The 16,336-nt window shown below is 62.4% G+C and carries 15 protein-coding genes; 11 read left to right on the top strand and 4 right to left on the bottom strand.

Annotated features, from left to right (window positions below):
• The first annotated feature begins 13 nt into the window (after positions 1-13).
• The 3 genes from ACWHY3_RS13850 to madM all read left to right on the top strand — a co-directional run bounded on the left by ACWHY3_RS13850 (position 14) and on the right by madM (position 2,876).
• Positions 14-1,552, top strand: coding sequence for a malonate--CoA ligase (locus tag ACWHY3_RS13850; RefSeq protein WP_448126777.1), 1,539 nt, complete (start codon positions 14-16; stop codon positions 1,550-1,552).
• A 146-nt stretch (positions 1,553-1,698) separates the two neighbouring features.
• Complete coding sequence (gene madL / locus ACWHY3_RS13845; RefSeq protein WP_448126776.1) at positions 1,699-2,100, top strand: malonate transporter subunit MadL; 402 nt, start codon at positions 1,699-1,701, stop codon at positions 2,098-2,100.
• A gap of 14 nt (positions 2,101-2,114) precedes the next feature.
• Positions 2,115-2,876: a malonate transporter subunit MadM gene (gene madM, locus ACWHY3_RS13840; RefSeq protein WP_087718454.1), complete on the top strand. Its 762-nt coding sequence runs from the start codon at positions 2,115-2,117 to the stop codon at positions 2,874-2,876.
• 90 nt (positions 2,877-2,966) lie between these two features.
• On the opposite strand, the gene ACWHY3_RS13835 is transcribed toward madM, so the two are convergent.
• Together ACWHY3_RS13835 and ACWHY3_RS13830 are read right to left on the bottom strand one after the other, a co-directional pair.
• Positions 2,967-4,340: a GGDEF domain-containing protein gene (locus ACWHY3_RS13835; protein WP_448126775.1), complete on the bottom strand. Its 1,374-nt coding sequence runs from the start codon at positions 4,338-4,340 to the stop codon at positions 2,967-2,969.
• Between the two features lie 56 nt (positions 4,341-4,396).
• Positions 4,397-5,173, bottom strand: a complete 777-nt coding sequence (locus ACWHY3_RS13830) for an EAL domain-containing protein (RefSeq protein WP_303854581.1) — start codon at positions 5,171-5,173, stop codon at positions 4,397-4,399.
• 206 nt (positions 5,174-5,379) lie between these two features.
• On the opposite strand from ACWHY3_RS13830, the gene ACWHY3_RS13825 reads away from it, so the two are divergent.
• Positions 5,380-6,102 carry an extensin-like domain-containing protein gene (locus tag ACWHY3_RS13825; protein WP_448126774.1) on the top strand — a complete coding sequence of 241 codons (723 nt, stop codon included), beginning with the start codon at positions 5,380-5,382 and terminating at the stop codon, positions 6,100-6,102.
• A 33-nt stretch (positions 6,103-6,135) separates the two neighbouring features.
• Here the strand turns inward: ACWHY3_RS13825 and ACWHY3_RS13820 are convergent, their stop codons facing one another.
• On the bottom strand, positions 6,136-6,354 hold the full coding sequence (locus ACWHY3_RS13820) for a hypothetical protein (RefSeq protein ID WP_332780445.1): 219 nt from the start codon (positions 6,352-6,354) through the stop codon (positions 6,136-6,138).
• 336 nt (positions 6,355-6,690) lie between these two features.
• Here ACWHY3_RS13820 and ACWHY3_RS13815 point away from each other — a divergent pair, with 336 nt between their 5' ends.
• The 6 genes from ACWHY3_RS13815 to ACWHY3_RS13790 all read left to right on the top strand — a co-directional run bounded on the left by ACWHY3_RS13815 (position 6,691) and on the right by ACWHY3_RS13790 (position 12,850).
• A complete protein-coding gene (locus ACWHY3_RS13815) occupies positions 6,691-7,935 on the top strand; it encodes an alpha-hydroxy acid oxidase (RefSeq protein WP_256961118.1) in 1,245 nt (414 codons plus the stop codon).
• A 167-nt stretch (positions 7,936-8,102) separates the two neighbouring features.
• Entirely contained in the window at positions 8,103-8,726 is a 624-nt protein-coding gene (locus tag ACWHY3_RS13810) for a YbhB/YbcL family Raf kinase inhibitor-like protein (RefSeq protein WP_087718459.1), read from the top strand.
• A gap of 72 nt (positions 8,727-8,798) precedes the next feature.
• A complete protein-coding gene (locus tag ACWHY3_RS13805) occupies positions 8,799-9,323 on the top strand; it encodes a retropepsin-like aspartic protease family protein (RefSeq protein WP_087718516.1) in 525 nt (174 codons plus the stop codon).
• Between the two features lie 225 nt (positions 9,324-9,548).
• The gene (locus ACWHY3_RS13800; protein WP_322527861.1) at positions 9,549-10,085 is read left to right on the top strand and encodes a carboxypeptidase-like regulatory domain-containing protein; all 537 of its coding nucleotides are present in this window, start codon (positions 9,549-9,551) and stop codon (positions 10,083-10,085) included.
• Between the two features lie 343 nt (positions 10,086-10,428).
• Positions 10,429-11,148 (top strand): response regulator, encoded by a 720-nt coding sequence (locus tag ACWHY3_RS13795; protein ID WP_448126773.1) that lies wholly within the window; start codon positions 10,429-10,431, stop codon positions 11,146-11,148.
• A gap of 67 nt (positions 11,149-11,215) precedes the next feature.
• Complete coding sequence (locus ACWHY3_RS13790; protein ID WP_448126772.1) at positions 11,216-12,850, top strand: ATP-binding protein; 1,635 nt, start codon at positions 11,216-11,218, stop codon at positions 12,848-12,850.
• A gap of 48 nt (positions 12,851-12,898) precedes the next feature.
• On the opposite strand, the gene ACWHY3_RS13785 is transcribed toward ACWHY3_RS13790, so the two are convergent.
• Positions 12,899-13,831, bottom strand: a complete 933-nt coding sequence (locus tag ACWHY3_RS13785; protein ID WP_332780030.1) for a LysR family transcriptional regulator — start codon at positions 13,829-13,831, stop codon at positions 12,899-12,901.
• A 125-nt stretch (positions 13,832-13,956) separates the two neighbouring features.
• Between ACWHY3_RS13785 and metE the strand changes: the two genes are divergently transcribed.
• Positions 13,957-16,260, top strand: a complete 2,304-nt coding sequence (gene metE / locus ACWHY3_RS13780) for a 5-methyltetrahydropteroyltriglutamate--homocysteine S-methyltransferase (protein ID WP_448126771.1) — start codon at positions 13,957-13,959, stop codon at positions 16,258-16,260.
• Positions 16,261-16,336: the final 76 nt, after the last annotated feature.

Genomic DNA, 16,336 nt, shown 5'->3' with positions numbered 1-16,336 from the left:
CAGGAGAGGTGGGATGAATCAGAATCTGTATCTGCAATTCTCGGGCAATTTCGAGCGCCGCCCGGACAAGGTGATGATTGATACACCGAGCGGCGAGCAGTATCGCTATCGCGACGTGCTTTCCACTTCGCGGCGCATGGCGCGGGCCCTCCGCGAAAGCGGCGTGGTGCCGGGCGACCGCGTCGTGGTGCAGGTCGACAAGAGCCCGCAGGCGATCATGCTCTATCTGGCCTGCCTGCAGACGGGGGCGGTCTACCTGCCGCTCAATACTGCCTACACGGAGGCGGAAGTCGAATACTTCCTGACAGACGCCGAGCCGCGATTCTATGTCTGCCGCCCGGACGACATCGACACCGCACGGCGGTTGGCACAGCGCTGTGGGGTATCGGTCGTCGAAAGCCTGGGCGCGGAAGCCGACGGGTCGTTGATGGAACGGGTCGCCAAGGCCGAGGAAGATCCGCACATCGCCGAGCTGGAAGCCAACGATCTGGCCTCGATCCTGTATACCTCCGGCACCACCGGGCGCTCCAAGGGTGCCATGCTGAGCCACGGCAATCTCGCTGCCAACAGCCAGGCGCTGGCGCAGTCCTGGCGCTTCAGCGCCGACGATCATCTGCTTCATGCCTTGCCGATCTTCCACACTCACGGACTGTTCGTGGCGTGCAACATCATCCTGACCGTCGGCGCTTCGATGACCTTCCTGCCCAGGCTCGATGCCGAGCAACTGCTGGATCTGATGCCACGGGCAACGGCCTTGATGGGGGTGCCGACGTTCTACACCCGCCTGCTGGCCAGCCCGCGGCTGAACAGGGAGACCACCGCGAACATGCGCTTGTTCGTGTCCGGCTCCGCGCCGCTGCTGGCGGAAACCCATCGGGAATTCAGCGAACGTACCGGCCACGCCATTCTCGAACGCTACGGCATGACCGAGACCAATATGAACACCTCGAACCCCTACGACGGCGAGCGTCGTCCGGGCACGGTCGGTTTCGCGCTGCCGGGTAGCGAGGTCCGCATTACCGATCGCGAAGCCGGCAAGGCGTTGCCGGCGGGGGAAACCGGCCTGGTGGAAGTTCGTGGACCGAACGTCTTCCAGGGCTATTGGCGCATGCCGGAAAAGACCGCCTCCGAGTTTCGCGACGATGGCTTCTTCATCACTGGAGACCTCGGGCTGATCGACGAAGACGGCTATCTGCACATCGTCGGCCGCGACAAGGATCTGGTGATCTCCGGCGGCTACAACGTCTACCCCAAGGAGATCGAACAGTGGATCGACGAGCTGCCTCAGGTGATGGAGTCGGCCGTCATCGGTGTTGCCCATCCTGATCTGGGCGAGGGGGTGACCGCGGCGGTGGTATTGAAACCGGGGGAATCGCTGGACGAATCTGACGTGCTGGCGGCACTGAAGGACAAGGTGGCGCGCTACAAGCAGCCGAAGCGGGTGTTCTTCATCGATAGCCTGCCACGCAACGTCATGGGCAAGGTCCAGAAGAACGCGTTGCGCGAACGCTATGCCGATATCTACCTGAGTGCCGAAACGGCAAATCCATGAATATCGCGAGAGGTTTTGCACCCTCGCCGCGTGGGTAACGCGGCACGGCCGTCATGCCGGACGTGGCGGTCCCGATACACGCCAAGCTCCGACAACCGGGCCAATCATAACCATTCTCTATAACAGTGCCCCAAGAGGTGACAACGATGGTGATCTACGGTGTAGCACTCCTGGCCGGCTGCATGCTGGTCGGGCTAATCATCGGCGACGTACTCGGCCAGTTGCTGGGAATCGATGCCAATCTGGGCGGTGTGGGCATCGCCATGCTGTTACTGATCTTCGTGACCGGCTACCTCAAGGATCACGGCAAGCTGCCGGAGACGACCGAGAGCGGCATCAACTTCTGGAATGCGATGTACATTCCCATCGTCGTTGCCATGGCGGCAAGCCAGAACGTGGCAGCTGCCTTCAGTGGCGGCATGGTGGCGATCCTGGCCGGGGTGCTGGCCGTCGTGCTGGGGCTGGCGCTGGTTCCCGTGCTGACCGGCAAGAAGGTCGACGATGCGAGCCCACTCGATTCGACACCAACGGCCCATAGCGGCCACTGAAAGGGGAGGCTCGCATGAACGATTCCATTGTCTCGCTGGTCGACAAGTATCACCTGATCGCCGCTTTCGCCGTGATCGGCCTGACCATGTACGTGGCCTACTGGCTCAGTCGCCATCTGACCGCGGGCCGTCTGCATGGCTCGGCAATCGCGATCATCATCGGCTTGATCCTCGCCTATGTCGGTGGGGCATCCACCGGCGGCAGCAAGGGGCTTTCGGATGTCACGCTGTTTTCCGGTCTGGGATTGATGGGGGGCGGCATGCTGCGGGATCTGGCGATCATCGCCACCGCGTACGGCGTGCGTCTGCAGGAGGTCAAGAAAGCAGGCCTGCGTGGCGTGATCGCCCTGTTTCTCGGCGTGCTGGTGTCGTTCGTGGCGGGGGCCGTCGTCGCGATCGGCTTCGGCTATACCGACCCGGTCGACATCACCACGATCGCGGCCGGCGCGGTGACCTATATCGTCGGACCGGTGACCGGGGCCACGCTGGGCGCGAGTTCGGAAGTGATCGCGCTGTCGATCGCCGCCGGCCTGGTCAAATCGATCCTGACCATGATCGCGACACCGATGACCGCGAAGCTCATCGGGCTGGATAACCCGCGCTCGGCGATGATCTTCGGTGGCCTGATCGGAACGACCAGCGGCGTCGCGGCGGGTCTCGCGGCCACCGACGCGCGGCTGGTGCCCTACGGTGCGATGACCGCGACGTTCTACACCGGGCTCGGCATCCTGCTGGCACCGACGGTCCTGTTCCTCGCAGTGCGGGCGATTTTCTGAATCTCTGTCCGAAAGACCGCTTCGGAGCGACCCAAGTCCGAGCGCTCGTTCCCGAAAGGCAGCCAGTGGCGACCGCCCCGAGGGCGGTCGTCAGCCCTGAAACGAGGGAAACATTCGAGCGTGGCAGCGCTCCTGGCAGGCGCTGGAAACGGGAGCGATCGAGACACAGCCTCGGCCGGCCGATTTCGCCTGGTAAAGCGCATGGTCGACTTCCTCCAGCAACCTCTTGGACATCTGGTCGCGATACTCGCCCACGCCGGCGGAGAAGCTTACGCGGAGGCGCGGTGTGCTCAAGGTGCGTTGGCGAAGTTGCTTCAGGACGCGGTCTATCGTGGTCTGTGCCGAAAAACGATCGACCCCGGGCAAGATCACCAGGAACTCCTCTCCGCCCCAGCGAACCAGGGTATCGCCCGAACGCAGCGCGCCGGTCATGAAGTGGCTGAATTCCGTTAGCACTTCGTCGCCGACGGCATGGCCGTAGCGATCGTTGATCTCCTTGAAGTGATCCAGATCGAGCATGGCAATGGCGACCTTTTCGCCGTAACGCTGGCTTCGCTCCAGTGTCTGTTCGAGCAGTTCCAGGCCGAAGCGACGGTTGTGCAATCCGGTCAGATCGTCTCGCGTTGCCAGATATTCGAGGCGACGGTTCTTTTCCTGCAGCCGGCGTTCGATATCGCATCGCTCGGTGATATCCACGAGAAAGGCGATCCGCTGGGGGCGGCCCGCTTCGTCGTGGCTGATCGTATCCTCGATGATGACGGTGCGCGATGATCCGTCATGCAGCCGGACTTCCACGGCGCGGCGTTGTTCCAGTGCGTCGAAGAAGCTGGCTGCGTGCTGCTTCTCGGCAGCCTGATGATGCTGCGAGGGCAAGAGCTTCCGAAAGTGAGCATTGAGCAGCTCGCTTTCCGCATAGCCGAAGAACTCGCAGAAGGCGTGATTGACCAGCCGCAGATAACCTTCCACATCGATGATGCATACGCCCATGGGCAAGTTCCCGAGCACCTGGCGTAGATGTGGTTGCGCCTGTGGCAGTAGGCCCGGGGTATCGTCGATGGCGGTAATCTCGCCGATGGCGATGAGCACGTGACGCGTGGCACCTTCGTCGGCTCGTGTTTCCAGCGGAGAAATCTTGAGTTTCAGCGCTTGCAGCGGCTGCGCACGTTGGCGGATGTGGAAGCACTGCCACTGACTCGAGTTTTCCGACGAGACATTCAGCAATGCCGGATGATCGCGGCCAGCCGCCGGATAGCGACGAGCGTCCAGCCATTGCCACGGGTCGGCCATGGGGAAGCCATCACCCAGGTGCAGCTGACGTTTCGCCGTCTCGTTGGCATCGACCAGCAGGGGAACGCCGGCATCGAGCCGGTAGATCAGTGCCGCGATATTCAACGTGTCCAGCCCATCCGGCGTGGAAGGGCCCTCGACGGCCTGATGGGATAGCGGATTTTTCGAAGCAACCATAAGCCAGGGTACCGTGATTCGAACGGTGGATGGAGTTGCCAGTCGTATCGCGGTCGTCAGTGTTCGCCACGAACCAGCGCGAAGCGCGATTCGGGGCAGGTCGGTAGTTGTCCTGCGGCCGGTCTGGCAAACCAGTATCCCTGCTGTCTGGCAATACCGTGGCGGTAGAGCCAACGAGCTTCTTCTAGTTTTTCTACACCTTCGGCAATCAGCGTGATGTCCAGCTGACGTGCCAGGGTAATGATGTGTTCCAGAATTCTTTGCTGGCGGGGAGCCGTCTGAATATCGCTGACCAGTTGGCGATCGATTTTCAGTACATCCGGCGAGATGTCGATCAGCAGATCGAGATTGGCATATCCGGTGCCGAAATCATCCAGCGCCGTCTTCATCCCCATTTCATGGTAGCTGGTCACGATATTCTGCAGATGGCACCGATCCCCGACATTTTCGGACTCGGTGATTTCGAAACAGAGCCGGCTCGTCGGCCAGCCGACCCGCCTGGCTGCGGCAAGCGTGGCCTGAATGCATGCCTGCGGTTCGTAGACGGCATTGGGCAGGAAGTTGATCGAGAGCATCCCTTCGGCCCCCAGATCGTGGGCCATTTCGATCGCCTTGACCCGGCAAGCCTGATCGAAGCGGTAGAGGTTGGCGTCGTCGACCCGTGCCAGCACCGAACCGGCGGATTCCCCGCCGCTTCCCCTGACCAGCGCTTCGTAGCCATAGATTCGACTCTCGTCGATGTTCACCAGTGGCTGAAATGCCATGGTGAATTCGAAATCCAGCGGTACGTCGCAGCGACCGCAAACGTTCTCGTGTCTGGCACAGCCCGGCATTGTGTCCTCCTTGACGACATGCACGGTAATGATTGTTTTCTGCTCGACTGGAAATGCGTTCGTCAGCATTTCGACAAGTTAACTAAGCTTAGAATATATGACTACGATCGAATAGCACCGATTTAGCAGAAAAGTGTGAACCGCGCTATCCAATGCGTCGCCGATTACCGACGTCGCGGAAATCCGCTATCAGCTCGCCGGAGTCCATGAAACCTTCCTCAAAACCTTCTTCAAGACTATCTTCAAGCACCCTGATTTGTCTGATAGTGATCGCTGTCGGCATCGCCTTCGACAAGGGAATCTGGCAGATCCCGCGGGAGTGGAACCCGTTCGCGCCACTGGTCGTGAGCGATCCCGTGACGCCGGTCACGCGTTGGAAGCTGAAAGCGCTATCCGGAGATCGAGAGGCGTGTCTTGCAGCGCTGGAGACGGCGCCGGATATCGATTATACCCCGCTGGGCGATTACACCGCGGCGGCCGGTTGCCCGCTCGAAAACGTGGTTCGGCTCTCGAGCACGCAGGTCGCGTTCAGTTCGAGCTTCGTGGCCAGTTGCCCGCTGGCGCTGGCCTGGACCATGTACGAACGACACGAACTGCAGCCGTTGGCTCGGCAGATCTTCGGCGAGGGTGTTTCCCGCGTGCAGCATTACGGCTCTTTCGCATGCCGCAATATCTACCATCGGGAGAACGCCAGACGCAGCGAGCATGCCACGGCGTCGGCACTCGATGTCGCGGCCTTCCGGCTCGAGGATGGGCGTCGGATCAGCGTACTCGAGGACTGGGGGGACGGGGGCGAACGTGGTCGGTTTCTCGAAGCGGCTCAGGCGGGTGCCTGTCACTATTTCGGTACCACTCTGGGGCCGAACTACAATGCCGCGCACGCCAATCACTTTCATCTCGGCATGCGCGGCGTTTCGTTCTGCCGCTAGGCTGAAACGAGGCAGGGAAGTCGCAGCGACGGCTCAGTCGTCGAGGTCGACATCGTCTTCGTCGGTTGCCGCGCCCGTGGCTGCACCGACACCGCCGCCGATCACGGCACCCTGAGTGACGTCACCTCCGGTCGCAGCCGCCGCGCCCGCACCGACGGCGGCACCGACGCCCGCGCCGCTGGCCGCGCGCTCGCCGGTCGAGGTTCCGCATGCGGAGAGGCCGAGGGTGAGCAGCAGGGTCAAAAACGTCATCCTTAACATAAGTTATCTCCTTTCAAGTGTGGTTACAGGCTAGAAACAAACCTGGCACGCTGCAACTCGGGAGCGGAAGTCATCGAATCCAGGCTTGTACATCGAAAGTCGACTGTTTCTTTAAATATGATGTATGACAATTTAGCGCTTGATCGTCGACTGCATCGCCTCTTCAGGTCGAGTCGGCACCCTCGATATCCTTTGACGTTCCCGGAGAACGCCGATGCCCTCGGACCCGACTGCAGTGCGGTTTTCACATGCCATGCTTCCCCTTGACCAGCCGATCCATGATGCCAGGGTCACGACCGCGCATCGGACATCGAGGAGGATGGAGCCATGAGCGCGATGGAGCCCCAGCCCCGTTTTCGAAATGCGGTGAATTCGAACCTCGGCATTTCCTGGTTCGAGCGCTGGTGGTTTCGCCGGCGGTTGCGACACATCCTCTGCCTGGCGGATTTCGAGCGTTTCGCGAGGCGGGTGCTGCCCAAGCCCATCTTCGGTTACGTGGCCGGTGCGGCGGAAACCAATGCCTCCTACGATGACAATTTTCGGGCCTTTCGCGAGATCGGGTTCGTGCATCGCTCGCTGGTCAATGTCAGCGGGCGGACGACCCGAACCTCGCTGATGGGGCGCGAACATGCCCTGCCGTTCGGCATCGCACCGATGGGCGTCAGCGCGTTGACCGCCTACCGTGGCGACATTCGCCTGGCCAGCGCTGCCCGGCGGGCCGGTATTCCCATGGTCATCAGCGCCTCCGGACTGATCGCGCTGGAGACGATTGCCGAGGTCAATCCCGATGTCTGGTACCAGGCTTACATGCCACCCGATCCGGCATCCATTCATGCCCTGGTGGCGCGTGTGGCTCGTGCCGGAATCCAGACGCTGGTGGTGACGGTCGACTCCGCCGTGGTGCCGAGCCGTGAAAACAACGTGCGCACCGGGTACAAGACGCCGATTCGCCCCGACCTTCGCCTGCTGTGGCAAGGCGCAACGCATCCCGAATGGGCGCTGTGTACCTTCCTGCGCACGATCCGTCGTCACGGCATGCCGCATTTCGAGCATGTCGGTGCGGAGCGCGGCGTTGCCCTCGTCGCCAAGAACGTCGAGCGGGACTTTTCCGGCCGGGAGCATCTCGATTGGGAGGACATCCGCCGCATTCGTGAGCAGTGGGGCGGCAAGCTGGTGCTGAAAGGCATCATGGCCGTGGAGGATGCGCGCAAGGCCGAGTCCCTGGGTGTCGATGGCATCATCGTTTCCAACCACGGCGGGCGGCAACTGGACGGTGATGTCTCGCCGCTGCGTGTGCTGCCCGATATCGCCGCGGCCGTGAGTCTCGACGTGATGGTCGACAGCGGCTTTCGGCGCGGCTCCGATGTGCTGAAAGCGCTGGCGCTGGGGGCGAAGTTCGTGTTCGTCGGCCGCCCGTTCAACTATGCCGCGGCGGTGGCGGGAGAAGCCGGGGTCGATCATGCCATTTCGCTTCTCGCGACCGAGGTGCACCGTAACCTGGGGATGCTGGGCATCAACTCGCTGGAAGAGATGACCGCCGACCGGCTCTATCCGCTCCCTCGGATATCCTGAGCCGTCAATGCGCCTGGGCGCTATGGGTCGTCACCGCGCCCGATCATGACAAAAGCCGCGAGGGCACTTAAGGTTATCGGTGAATCGTCGGCGTGCGCCGGAGCCGTTTGCGATGGCGCGCCCGTACGGGGATCAATACCTGTTTCACTATCGACGAGGAGTGGCCCATGCGTTTGACCATCAAGGGTATCGAGGAAGGCAAGCCGATTCCGGCGCAGTTCGCTTTCGCCGTGCCCGATCCCGAGCAGCACATGCGCCTGAGCGACAACCGCAACCCGGAAGTGCGCTGGCTGGACGCGCCGCAAGGCACGCAGAGCTTCGTGCTGCTAGTGACCGATCCCGATGTGCCGGGCGTGGCGGACGACGTCAATCAGGAAGGCAAGACACTCCCCGCGGACCTGCCGCGCGTCGATTTCTACCATTGGGTACTGGTGGATATTCCCGTCGAGGTCAACCTGATCGAGGAAGGCGAGATGGCCGACGGCGTGGTCCCCAAGGGCAAGACGCCTGGGCAGACCGCCAAGGGCATCAGCGGAATCAACGGCTACACCGGGTTTCTGGCCGGCGACCCGGACATGGCCGGCGTCTACGGCGGCTACGATGGGCCTTGCCCGCCCTGGAACGATGAAATCGTCCATCGCTATACCTTCAGCGTGTTCGCGCTGGATATTCCCACGCTGGGTCTGTCGGGAGAATTTACCGGCGAGCAGGTTCGCGAGGCGATGGCGGGTCACGTGCTGGCGGAATCCAGCATCACCGGAACCTATACCCTCAACCCGGACCTGCGCTGATCCTCATGACGGCGCCAGGCCATGAGGCGAAGCGGCGCCGCGCGATTCGCCTGCAACAGTGCGATGGTTGCCATGGAGAATGATTCTCGCGGTGTCCGTCGAACCGGCATCGGCATGATGGTGCTGTTCTGGATTCTGCTGCTGTTGCTGGCGGGTTGGTGGTTCCGTGGCGTGGAACAGCGGCGCAGCCAGCCCAATGCCGAGTTGGCCGGCGCCGTTTCCGTCGGGCAGGCCCCGGTCACGCTGGAGCGCAACGCCTACGGCCACTTCGTCGCGCCGGGCGAGATCGACGGCCAGAACGTGACCTTCTTGATCGATACCGGCGCTACCTACGTTTCCCTCTCTCGGTCGCTTGCCGAATCCCTCGGGCTCGAGCCGGGGCGCGAGGTCACGTTCACTACCGCCAATGGCCGCGTCGATGGCCATCTGACGACGCTCGACAGCGTCAGGCTGGGTGGCTTGCAGGTCCGCCGTGTGCCGGGATCGATCCATGCCGGTATCGATGACGACGTCGTGCTGCTGGGCATGAGCTTCCTGGGGCGCTTCGATATCCAGATACGCGGTGACCGGATGATCCTCGGCCCGCCTGACGGGTAAACGGATAAGTTGAACCATACTGGGTCAACGTGAGGCCTCGCCGGCAGGCGAGGCTGAACCGGAAGCGTGGCGATATCGACAGGCATCACCGTTCTGCACCAGTATCGACATAGGAAAGCGGCGCGGGATAATCGCCGTCCGGTTTCAGTTCGTCGGGAAACAATGGGCTGACCTGATAGCATCTCTTGCGTTGCGGCCGGTGATTGACAGTCAGGGAGAGAATCGATGGTGGCAGGGAATCTTCGGGTGGGTGTGTTGGCGCTGATGATGCTGGCGTTGGCAGGTTGCGAAAGTCTATCGACGGGATCGTTTCAGATGCCCGATATCTTCGATCGCTCCGGCAGCGATGAGGCCGTGGTGAAACGCCAGATTCCCTTCCCTGCCGAGGAGTATGCCCGGCTCGAAAAGCGCGGGACCTCGGCCGTCCAGGGGCGGTTGACCTATAGAACGTCGGATGGGCAGACGCTCGTGGGTTCCGATGAGACGGTTTCGGTGGCGCCAGCGACGCGCTATGCGGCCGAAGCCGCCGAGGTGGCGCTTTCGGGACGCAAGATCGAACCGGCCGACTCCCGTGCTCGTGAATATACGCACTACGCCAAGACTGACGACAATGGCTATTTCGTCGTCAGAGGCATACCTGCAGGCGTGTTCTACGTTGCCGGCAGCGTGCTGCTTCCCGGTGGCAAATCACGCAGTCCGATCATCATCAAGCAGATCGAACTCGGCAAGGGGCAGACGCGGGACGTGGACTTGAGCCGCTGAGTTCAGGATAGAGTCGGTGAGCGCCAGCAACGCCTGGCGCCTCGAGATGGCTTGCCAAAGCGCTACTGACACTGTCGTTTTTGTAAGCCAACCTTATCGGTCTCTTGTCTGAATTTATCCATTAACCGCGTAGTCCATTGCCGATACCGGGTTACAAAGGGAACAATTCGGGTATGATGCTGTTTAATCCGCTAGGCTCTCTTCAGGCATAGCTGATTATCTAAGACATTAGCGCAGTAACGGTGAATTATATCTGCCTGGCTCTTGAAGCCGCTTGATGCCGTTAGCTGCCAATAATAAATCAAGACCGTGGTATGCAGGGTTTCGAGGCCAACTCAAAGGGATGGATGACAGCTTGGACAGCACTGCACATCAAGATCGCGTATTGATTATCGAAGACGACGAACGTCTGGCGCATCTGACACGCGAATATCTGGAGGCCAACGGCTTCCAGGTCGAGCTCGAGCACGATGGTGCCAACGGGGTGGAACGCATCATCGAGGAGCAGCCGGACATGGTAATCCTCGATTTGATGCTGCCGGGTGAGGATGGATTGTCGATCTGCCGTCGGGCACGACCGCATTATGCCGGCCCCATTCTGATGTTGACGGCACGGACCGACGACATGGATCAGGTTCTGGGCCTGGAAATGGGTGCCGACGATTACGTTCCCAAGCCGGTTCAGCCACGAGTGCTGCTGGCGCGCATGCGCGCGCTGATGCGTCGCGCCGATACCCTGGTATCCTCGAGCGGGGCGACGCGCCTGACGTTCGACAATCTGGTCATCGACAGCGCCACTCGCGAGGCGTGGCTGGAAGAGGAGCGTATCGACCTCACCAGCGCGGAATTCGACCTGCTCTGGCTACTGGCCGACAGCGCAGGCCGGGTGTTGACGCGTGAAGAGATCTTCTCCCAATTGCGTGGAATCAAATACGACGGGCAGGATCGTTCCATCGATGTGCGCGTTTCGCGCATTCGCCCCAAGATCGGCGACGATCCCAACCACCCTCATCGCATCAAGACCGTACGGAGCAAAGGGTATCTGTTCGTGAGAGACAGTTGAGGGAGAGCGGCGATCGCGGTCGCCGTCTCCCCCTGCTACTTGCCCGACATTTCCCGCGAGATCCAACATGCGTCGTTCCTTTACCGACAGCACCTTCCTGCGATTCTACGTGTCGCTGCTGGCGGCGTTGGTCATTACCTTTGCGCTGGTCCTGTTCGGCTTCCTGGTCGTCGACAAGGTGCGTCAGGAGCACTACCGGGAAAATCTCGTCAGCGGCCCGCTGGCACTGCTTTCCGATCTCGTCTCCCGCCAGCCGTTGGCGCAGCGCGATGACTGGCTGGCGTCGATGGCGTCGACACTGGGCATGCCGTTGGGATTGTTCCAGCTCGATGACCTGTCGCTGAATTACTTCGAGCGGGCGCGCCTGCATGAAAACCGGCCGGTGATCGAATCCATCGATGATGGCTGGCGCTCGCTGTACCAGCTGCCTAACTCCAGTTGGGTGCTGGCGGCGCGGATCAACAGTCTCAACGAGATGCAGCTTCGTGGTATCACCGAAGTGCTGCGTAGCTGGTTGAGCGGCGAAGAGGAGGAGATTCAGGCTCGCCGGCTGGCGCGCGTCCAACAGCAGTTCCATATGCCGGTTGGTCTCTATACTTCGCCGCCGACGGATGTCGATCCTATCCAGGCGACGCGTCTCGACGCCGGCGAAGTGGTGGTGCGTCTCGAAACGGGGCTGAGTGCGCTCTACATTCACGCCCGGGTCGGGCCGGATCGCTGGTTGCGAATCGGCCCGCTGCCCAGTTTCGAGTCGATGCCGCTGTCGCTGGCGCTGGCTTTGCTGATCATGGTGCTGACGACACTGGCCGGCGCCATCTATCTCATCGTGTGGGGCGTCGAAGGCCGGGTGGGGCGGCTCGAACGGGCCGCGACGCGCATTGCGGCAGGTCATCTCAACTCGAGAGTGCGGGTCGACAGCAACGACTTCATCGGCCGTCTGGGCATGGCGCTCAACGGCATGGCGGCACAGGTCCAGACGCTGCTGCGCAGCCAGCAGGAGATGATTCGGGCCGTCTCCCACGAGCTGCGTACGCCGGTGGCACGCATTCGCTTTGCGGTACAGATGCTGGAAGATCTCAGCAAGGATGAGGTTGCGCAGCGCCAACTGGCGGGGATCGATGAGGATATCGCCGAACTCGACCGGCTGATCGATGAAATCCTCACCTACGCCAAGCTCGACAGCGAGAATGCCCAGGGCGTGACGCTGCAGACGGAAAGCCTGGAGTGTCGCGCGCTCGCCTGGCGAGTACTGGAGACGTTGAGCCCGCTGCATCCGCACCTCGAACTGCGCGTTGCCGATGGCGAAGAGCTCGAGGTGGAGGCGGAGCCACGCTATCTGCAGCGTGCGGTCCAGAACCTGGTCGCCAATGCCTGCCGGCATGCGGAGCGTCAGGTCGTGGTGAAAGTGCATCGCGAACCCCGAGCCGTGCGCATCGATGTCGAAGACGATGGCCCCGGGGTGCCGGAAGAGAAGCGCATCGCCATCTTCAAGCCATTCGCCCGGCTGGACGACAGTCGCACCCGGCGCTCGGGCGGCTACGGCCTGGGGCTCTCCATCGTCCAGAAGATCATGGCCTGGCACGGCGGCAATGTCGTGGTCGATCGCAGCGAAAGCCTGGGCGGCGCTCGCTTCAGTCTGCTGCTGCCGCTACACGGCCGGGAGGCGATTCGGCCGCTGACATTCGACGAAGAGACGGTCTGACGACCCTTCGCGGTTGCCCCATTCGCGGCTTCGGTAAGCGCCCGATCGTCAGGCGTCGTCCGGCGTGCCGGCTGGCTTGACGCCACTGAGCACCGCAAACGAAGTGTCTCTTGCGGTGCGGATGAAGTCCTCCATCCACGGCAGTTCCAGATTGTCCTCCCGCACTGCCGCGTAGAGCGTGCTCCACACCCCGTCCTTGCCCAGCGGCAGCGCCTTGACGTAATCCCGCTCCAGATACTCCGTCAGCGCCCAGTTGGGCAGGGCGCACACTCCGCGGCCACTCGCCACCAGCTGCATCATCATCACCGTGAGTTCGGCGCTGCGGATCTCCTGCGGGCGTACGCCGGCAGGATCGAGAAACTGGGTGAAGACATCCAGACGGGAGTGATCCACCGGATAGACGATGAGCGTTTCCGTGGCGAGATCCGAAGGCTCGACCCAGCTTCGGGTCGCCAGCGCATGCTGCTTGGCAACGGCAAGCAGGCCTTCGTAGCGGAACAGCGGCGCATAGTGTACGCCCGGCAACGGCTCCGGGTTGTCCGTGATGACCAGATCGAGCGCCTCGCGCGTCAGCCCCGGCAGCAGATCGAAGTTCTGGCCGCTGGGAATATCGACTTCCACCTCCGGCCAGTGGTCGCGGAAATGGTCGATCGTCGGCATCAGCCACTGGAAGCAGCTGTGGCACTCGATCGCCATGTGCAGGCGACCCTGTTCGTGGCCGGCCAGCCGTGCCAGATCGCGTTCCGCCAGACGCAGCTGGGGCAGCACCTGTTCGGCCAGGGTCAGCAGCCGTTCCCCGGCGCGGGTGAACGACACCGGACGCGTCTTGCGGGCAAACAACGGCATGCCGAGCCGCGACTCGAGATCCTTGATCTGGTGCGATAGCGCCGACTGGGTCAGGTGAACGCGCTCCGCCGCTTCGACCAGCGAGCCGGTGTCACGCAGAGCGATCAACGTGCGGAGATGGCGAAGTTCGAGCATGTGATGAACTGTGCTCACGTTGAGGATTAGATAAACGCGTTTGATTCAAGGTGCGTTGCCGGAGAGACTGCCCGCCAAGCCATGATCTTCTCCATTCTAACCGTTAACTCCGAGAGACCCCACAAATGACCACCCTGGTGCACACTCTGGGCTATCCGCGCATCGGCGCGCATCGCGAATTGAAGAAAGCCGTCGAAGCCTACTGGAAGGGCGAGCTGGACCGAGACGGACTCGAAAAGGAAGGCGCGCGACTGCGCAAGGCGCACTGGCAGGACCAGATTGACGCCGGCCTGGATGTCGTCACCGTCGGTGACTTCGCTTTCTACGATCAGGTGCTCAACGTTTCCGTGCTGGTGGGGGCGGTGCCGCCACGCTTCGGCAGTGTCGAAGGGGAGGTCGATCTCGACACCAGTTTCCGCATGGCACGGGGCCGCGCTCCCTCCGGCGAGCCGGCGCCGGCCTGCGAGATGACCAAGTATTTCGACACCAATTATCACTATCTGGTGCCGGAGTTGTACGAAGGACAGACGTTCCGGATTGCCAGTAAGCGGCTGTTCGAGGAAGTGGCCGAAGCCAAGGCGCAAGGGCATCCGGTCAAGGTGGCGCTGACCGGCCCCGTCACCTGGTTGTGGCTGGCCAAGTCCAAGAGCGAAGGGCTCGAACGCCTTTCGTTGCTCGACGATCTGGTCGCGACCTATGGCCAAATCCTAAGCCGGCTCGCCGACGCCGGCGTCGAATGGGTGCAGCTGGACGAGCCGGCGCTGGTCCAGGATCTGCCGGGCGAGTGGCAGCGCGCGTTCGAATCCGCCTACAATCAGCTGCAATCGGCCCCGGTCAAGCTGCTGGTGGCAAGTTACTTCGGCGGCCTCGGTGACAACCTGGGGTTGGCGGCATCGCTGCCGGTCGAGGGGCTGCACGTGGATCTGGTGCGGGCACCGCAGCAGCTCAGGGCCGTGCTCGATCGCCTGTCGCCCTACAAGGTGCTTTCCGTCGGAGCCATCGACGGCCGCAACATCTGGCGCGCCGACCTCGAACGTCTCGCCAGTGAACTCAAGGATGCCAAATCTCGCCTAGGCGATCGGCTGTGGCTGGCCCCGAGCTGTTCGCTGCTCCACGTGCCGGTGGATCTGGACAACGAAACCAAGCTCGATCCGGAGCTGAAGAGCTGGCTGGCGTTCGCGCGTCAGAAGCTGGATGAAGTTGTGACGCTTGCCCATGTGCTCGACGGCGCGGAAACGGCGGCGGATCGCCAGCGCGTCGAGGATGCCAGTCGAGCCCTGGCGGCGCGGCGCGAGTCACAGCGCATTCACAAGCCGCAGGTCGCCGAGCGCCTCTCGAAGGTCGGCGATGCCGACACGCGTCGCGGCAGCGTCTATACGGTTCGGGGCGCGGCACAGCGTGAGCGACTGAATCTGCCGCTGTTCCCGACGACCACGATCGGCTCCTTCCCGCAGACGCAGGAAATCCGTGCGGCCCGCCGCGACTTCAAGCGGGGCGAGCTCGACGCGGCGGATTACGAAGCCCGCATGCGCGAAGAGATCGCGCTGGTGGTCGAACGCCAGCAACAGCTGGGACTCGATGTGCCGGTGCATGGCGAGGCCGAGCGTAACGACATGGTCGAGTATTTCGGCGAGCAGCTCGACGGTTTTGCCTTCACCCAGAACGGGTGGGTACAGAGCTACGGCTCCCGCTGCGTCAAGCCGCCGGTGATCTTCGGTGACGTGATGCGGCCTGAAGCGATGACGGTGCGCTGGAGCGAGTACGCCCAGTCGCTGACCGACAAGCCCATGAAAGGCATGCTCACCGGGCCGGTGACGATCCTGCAGTGGTCCTTCGTTCGTGACGATCAGCCCCGCGCCACCACCTGCCGCCAGATCGCCCTGGCGCTGCGTGACGAGGTCGCCGACCTGGAACGTGCCGGCATCGCGATCATTCAGATCGACGAACCGGCGCTGCGGGAAGGGCTGCCGTTGCGGCAGGCCGAATGGCAAGCGTATCTCGACTGGGCGGTGGAGTGCTTCCAACTGAGCGCTGCCGTGGTTGCCGACGAGACGCAGATCCATACCCACATGTGCTATGCGGAGTTCAACGACATCATCGGCGCCATCGCCGCCATGGATGCCGATGTCATCACCATCGAGACCTCGCGTTCCGACATGGAGCTGCTGGACGCCTTCCAGCACTTCGGTGATTCCAGCAAAATCGGGCCCAACGAGATCGGGCCAGGCGTCTACGATATCCACTCGCCGAACATTCCCGAGTGCGCGTGGATGGTCGACCTGATGGTCAAGGCCGCGGAAAAGATCCCGGCCGAGCGGCTCTGGGTCAACCCGGACTGCGGTCTCAAGACGCGGGGCTGGGCCGAAGTGGAGCCGGCACTGGCCAACATGGTCGAGGCGGCTCGCGAGTTGCGCAAGCGCTATGCGTGAAGCGATTTTCCAACGATGAACGGACTGTGTTCGGGTCCGCCGCCGGGTTCGGTCCGCCGGAGAGGTTGATCCGCCG

This window comes from Salinicola sp. NYA28a, assembly GCF_976982775.1.
Note: the sequence above shows the minus strand (reverse complement) of the source record. Positions and strands in the feature narration are given on the sequence as shown.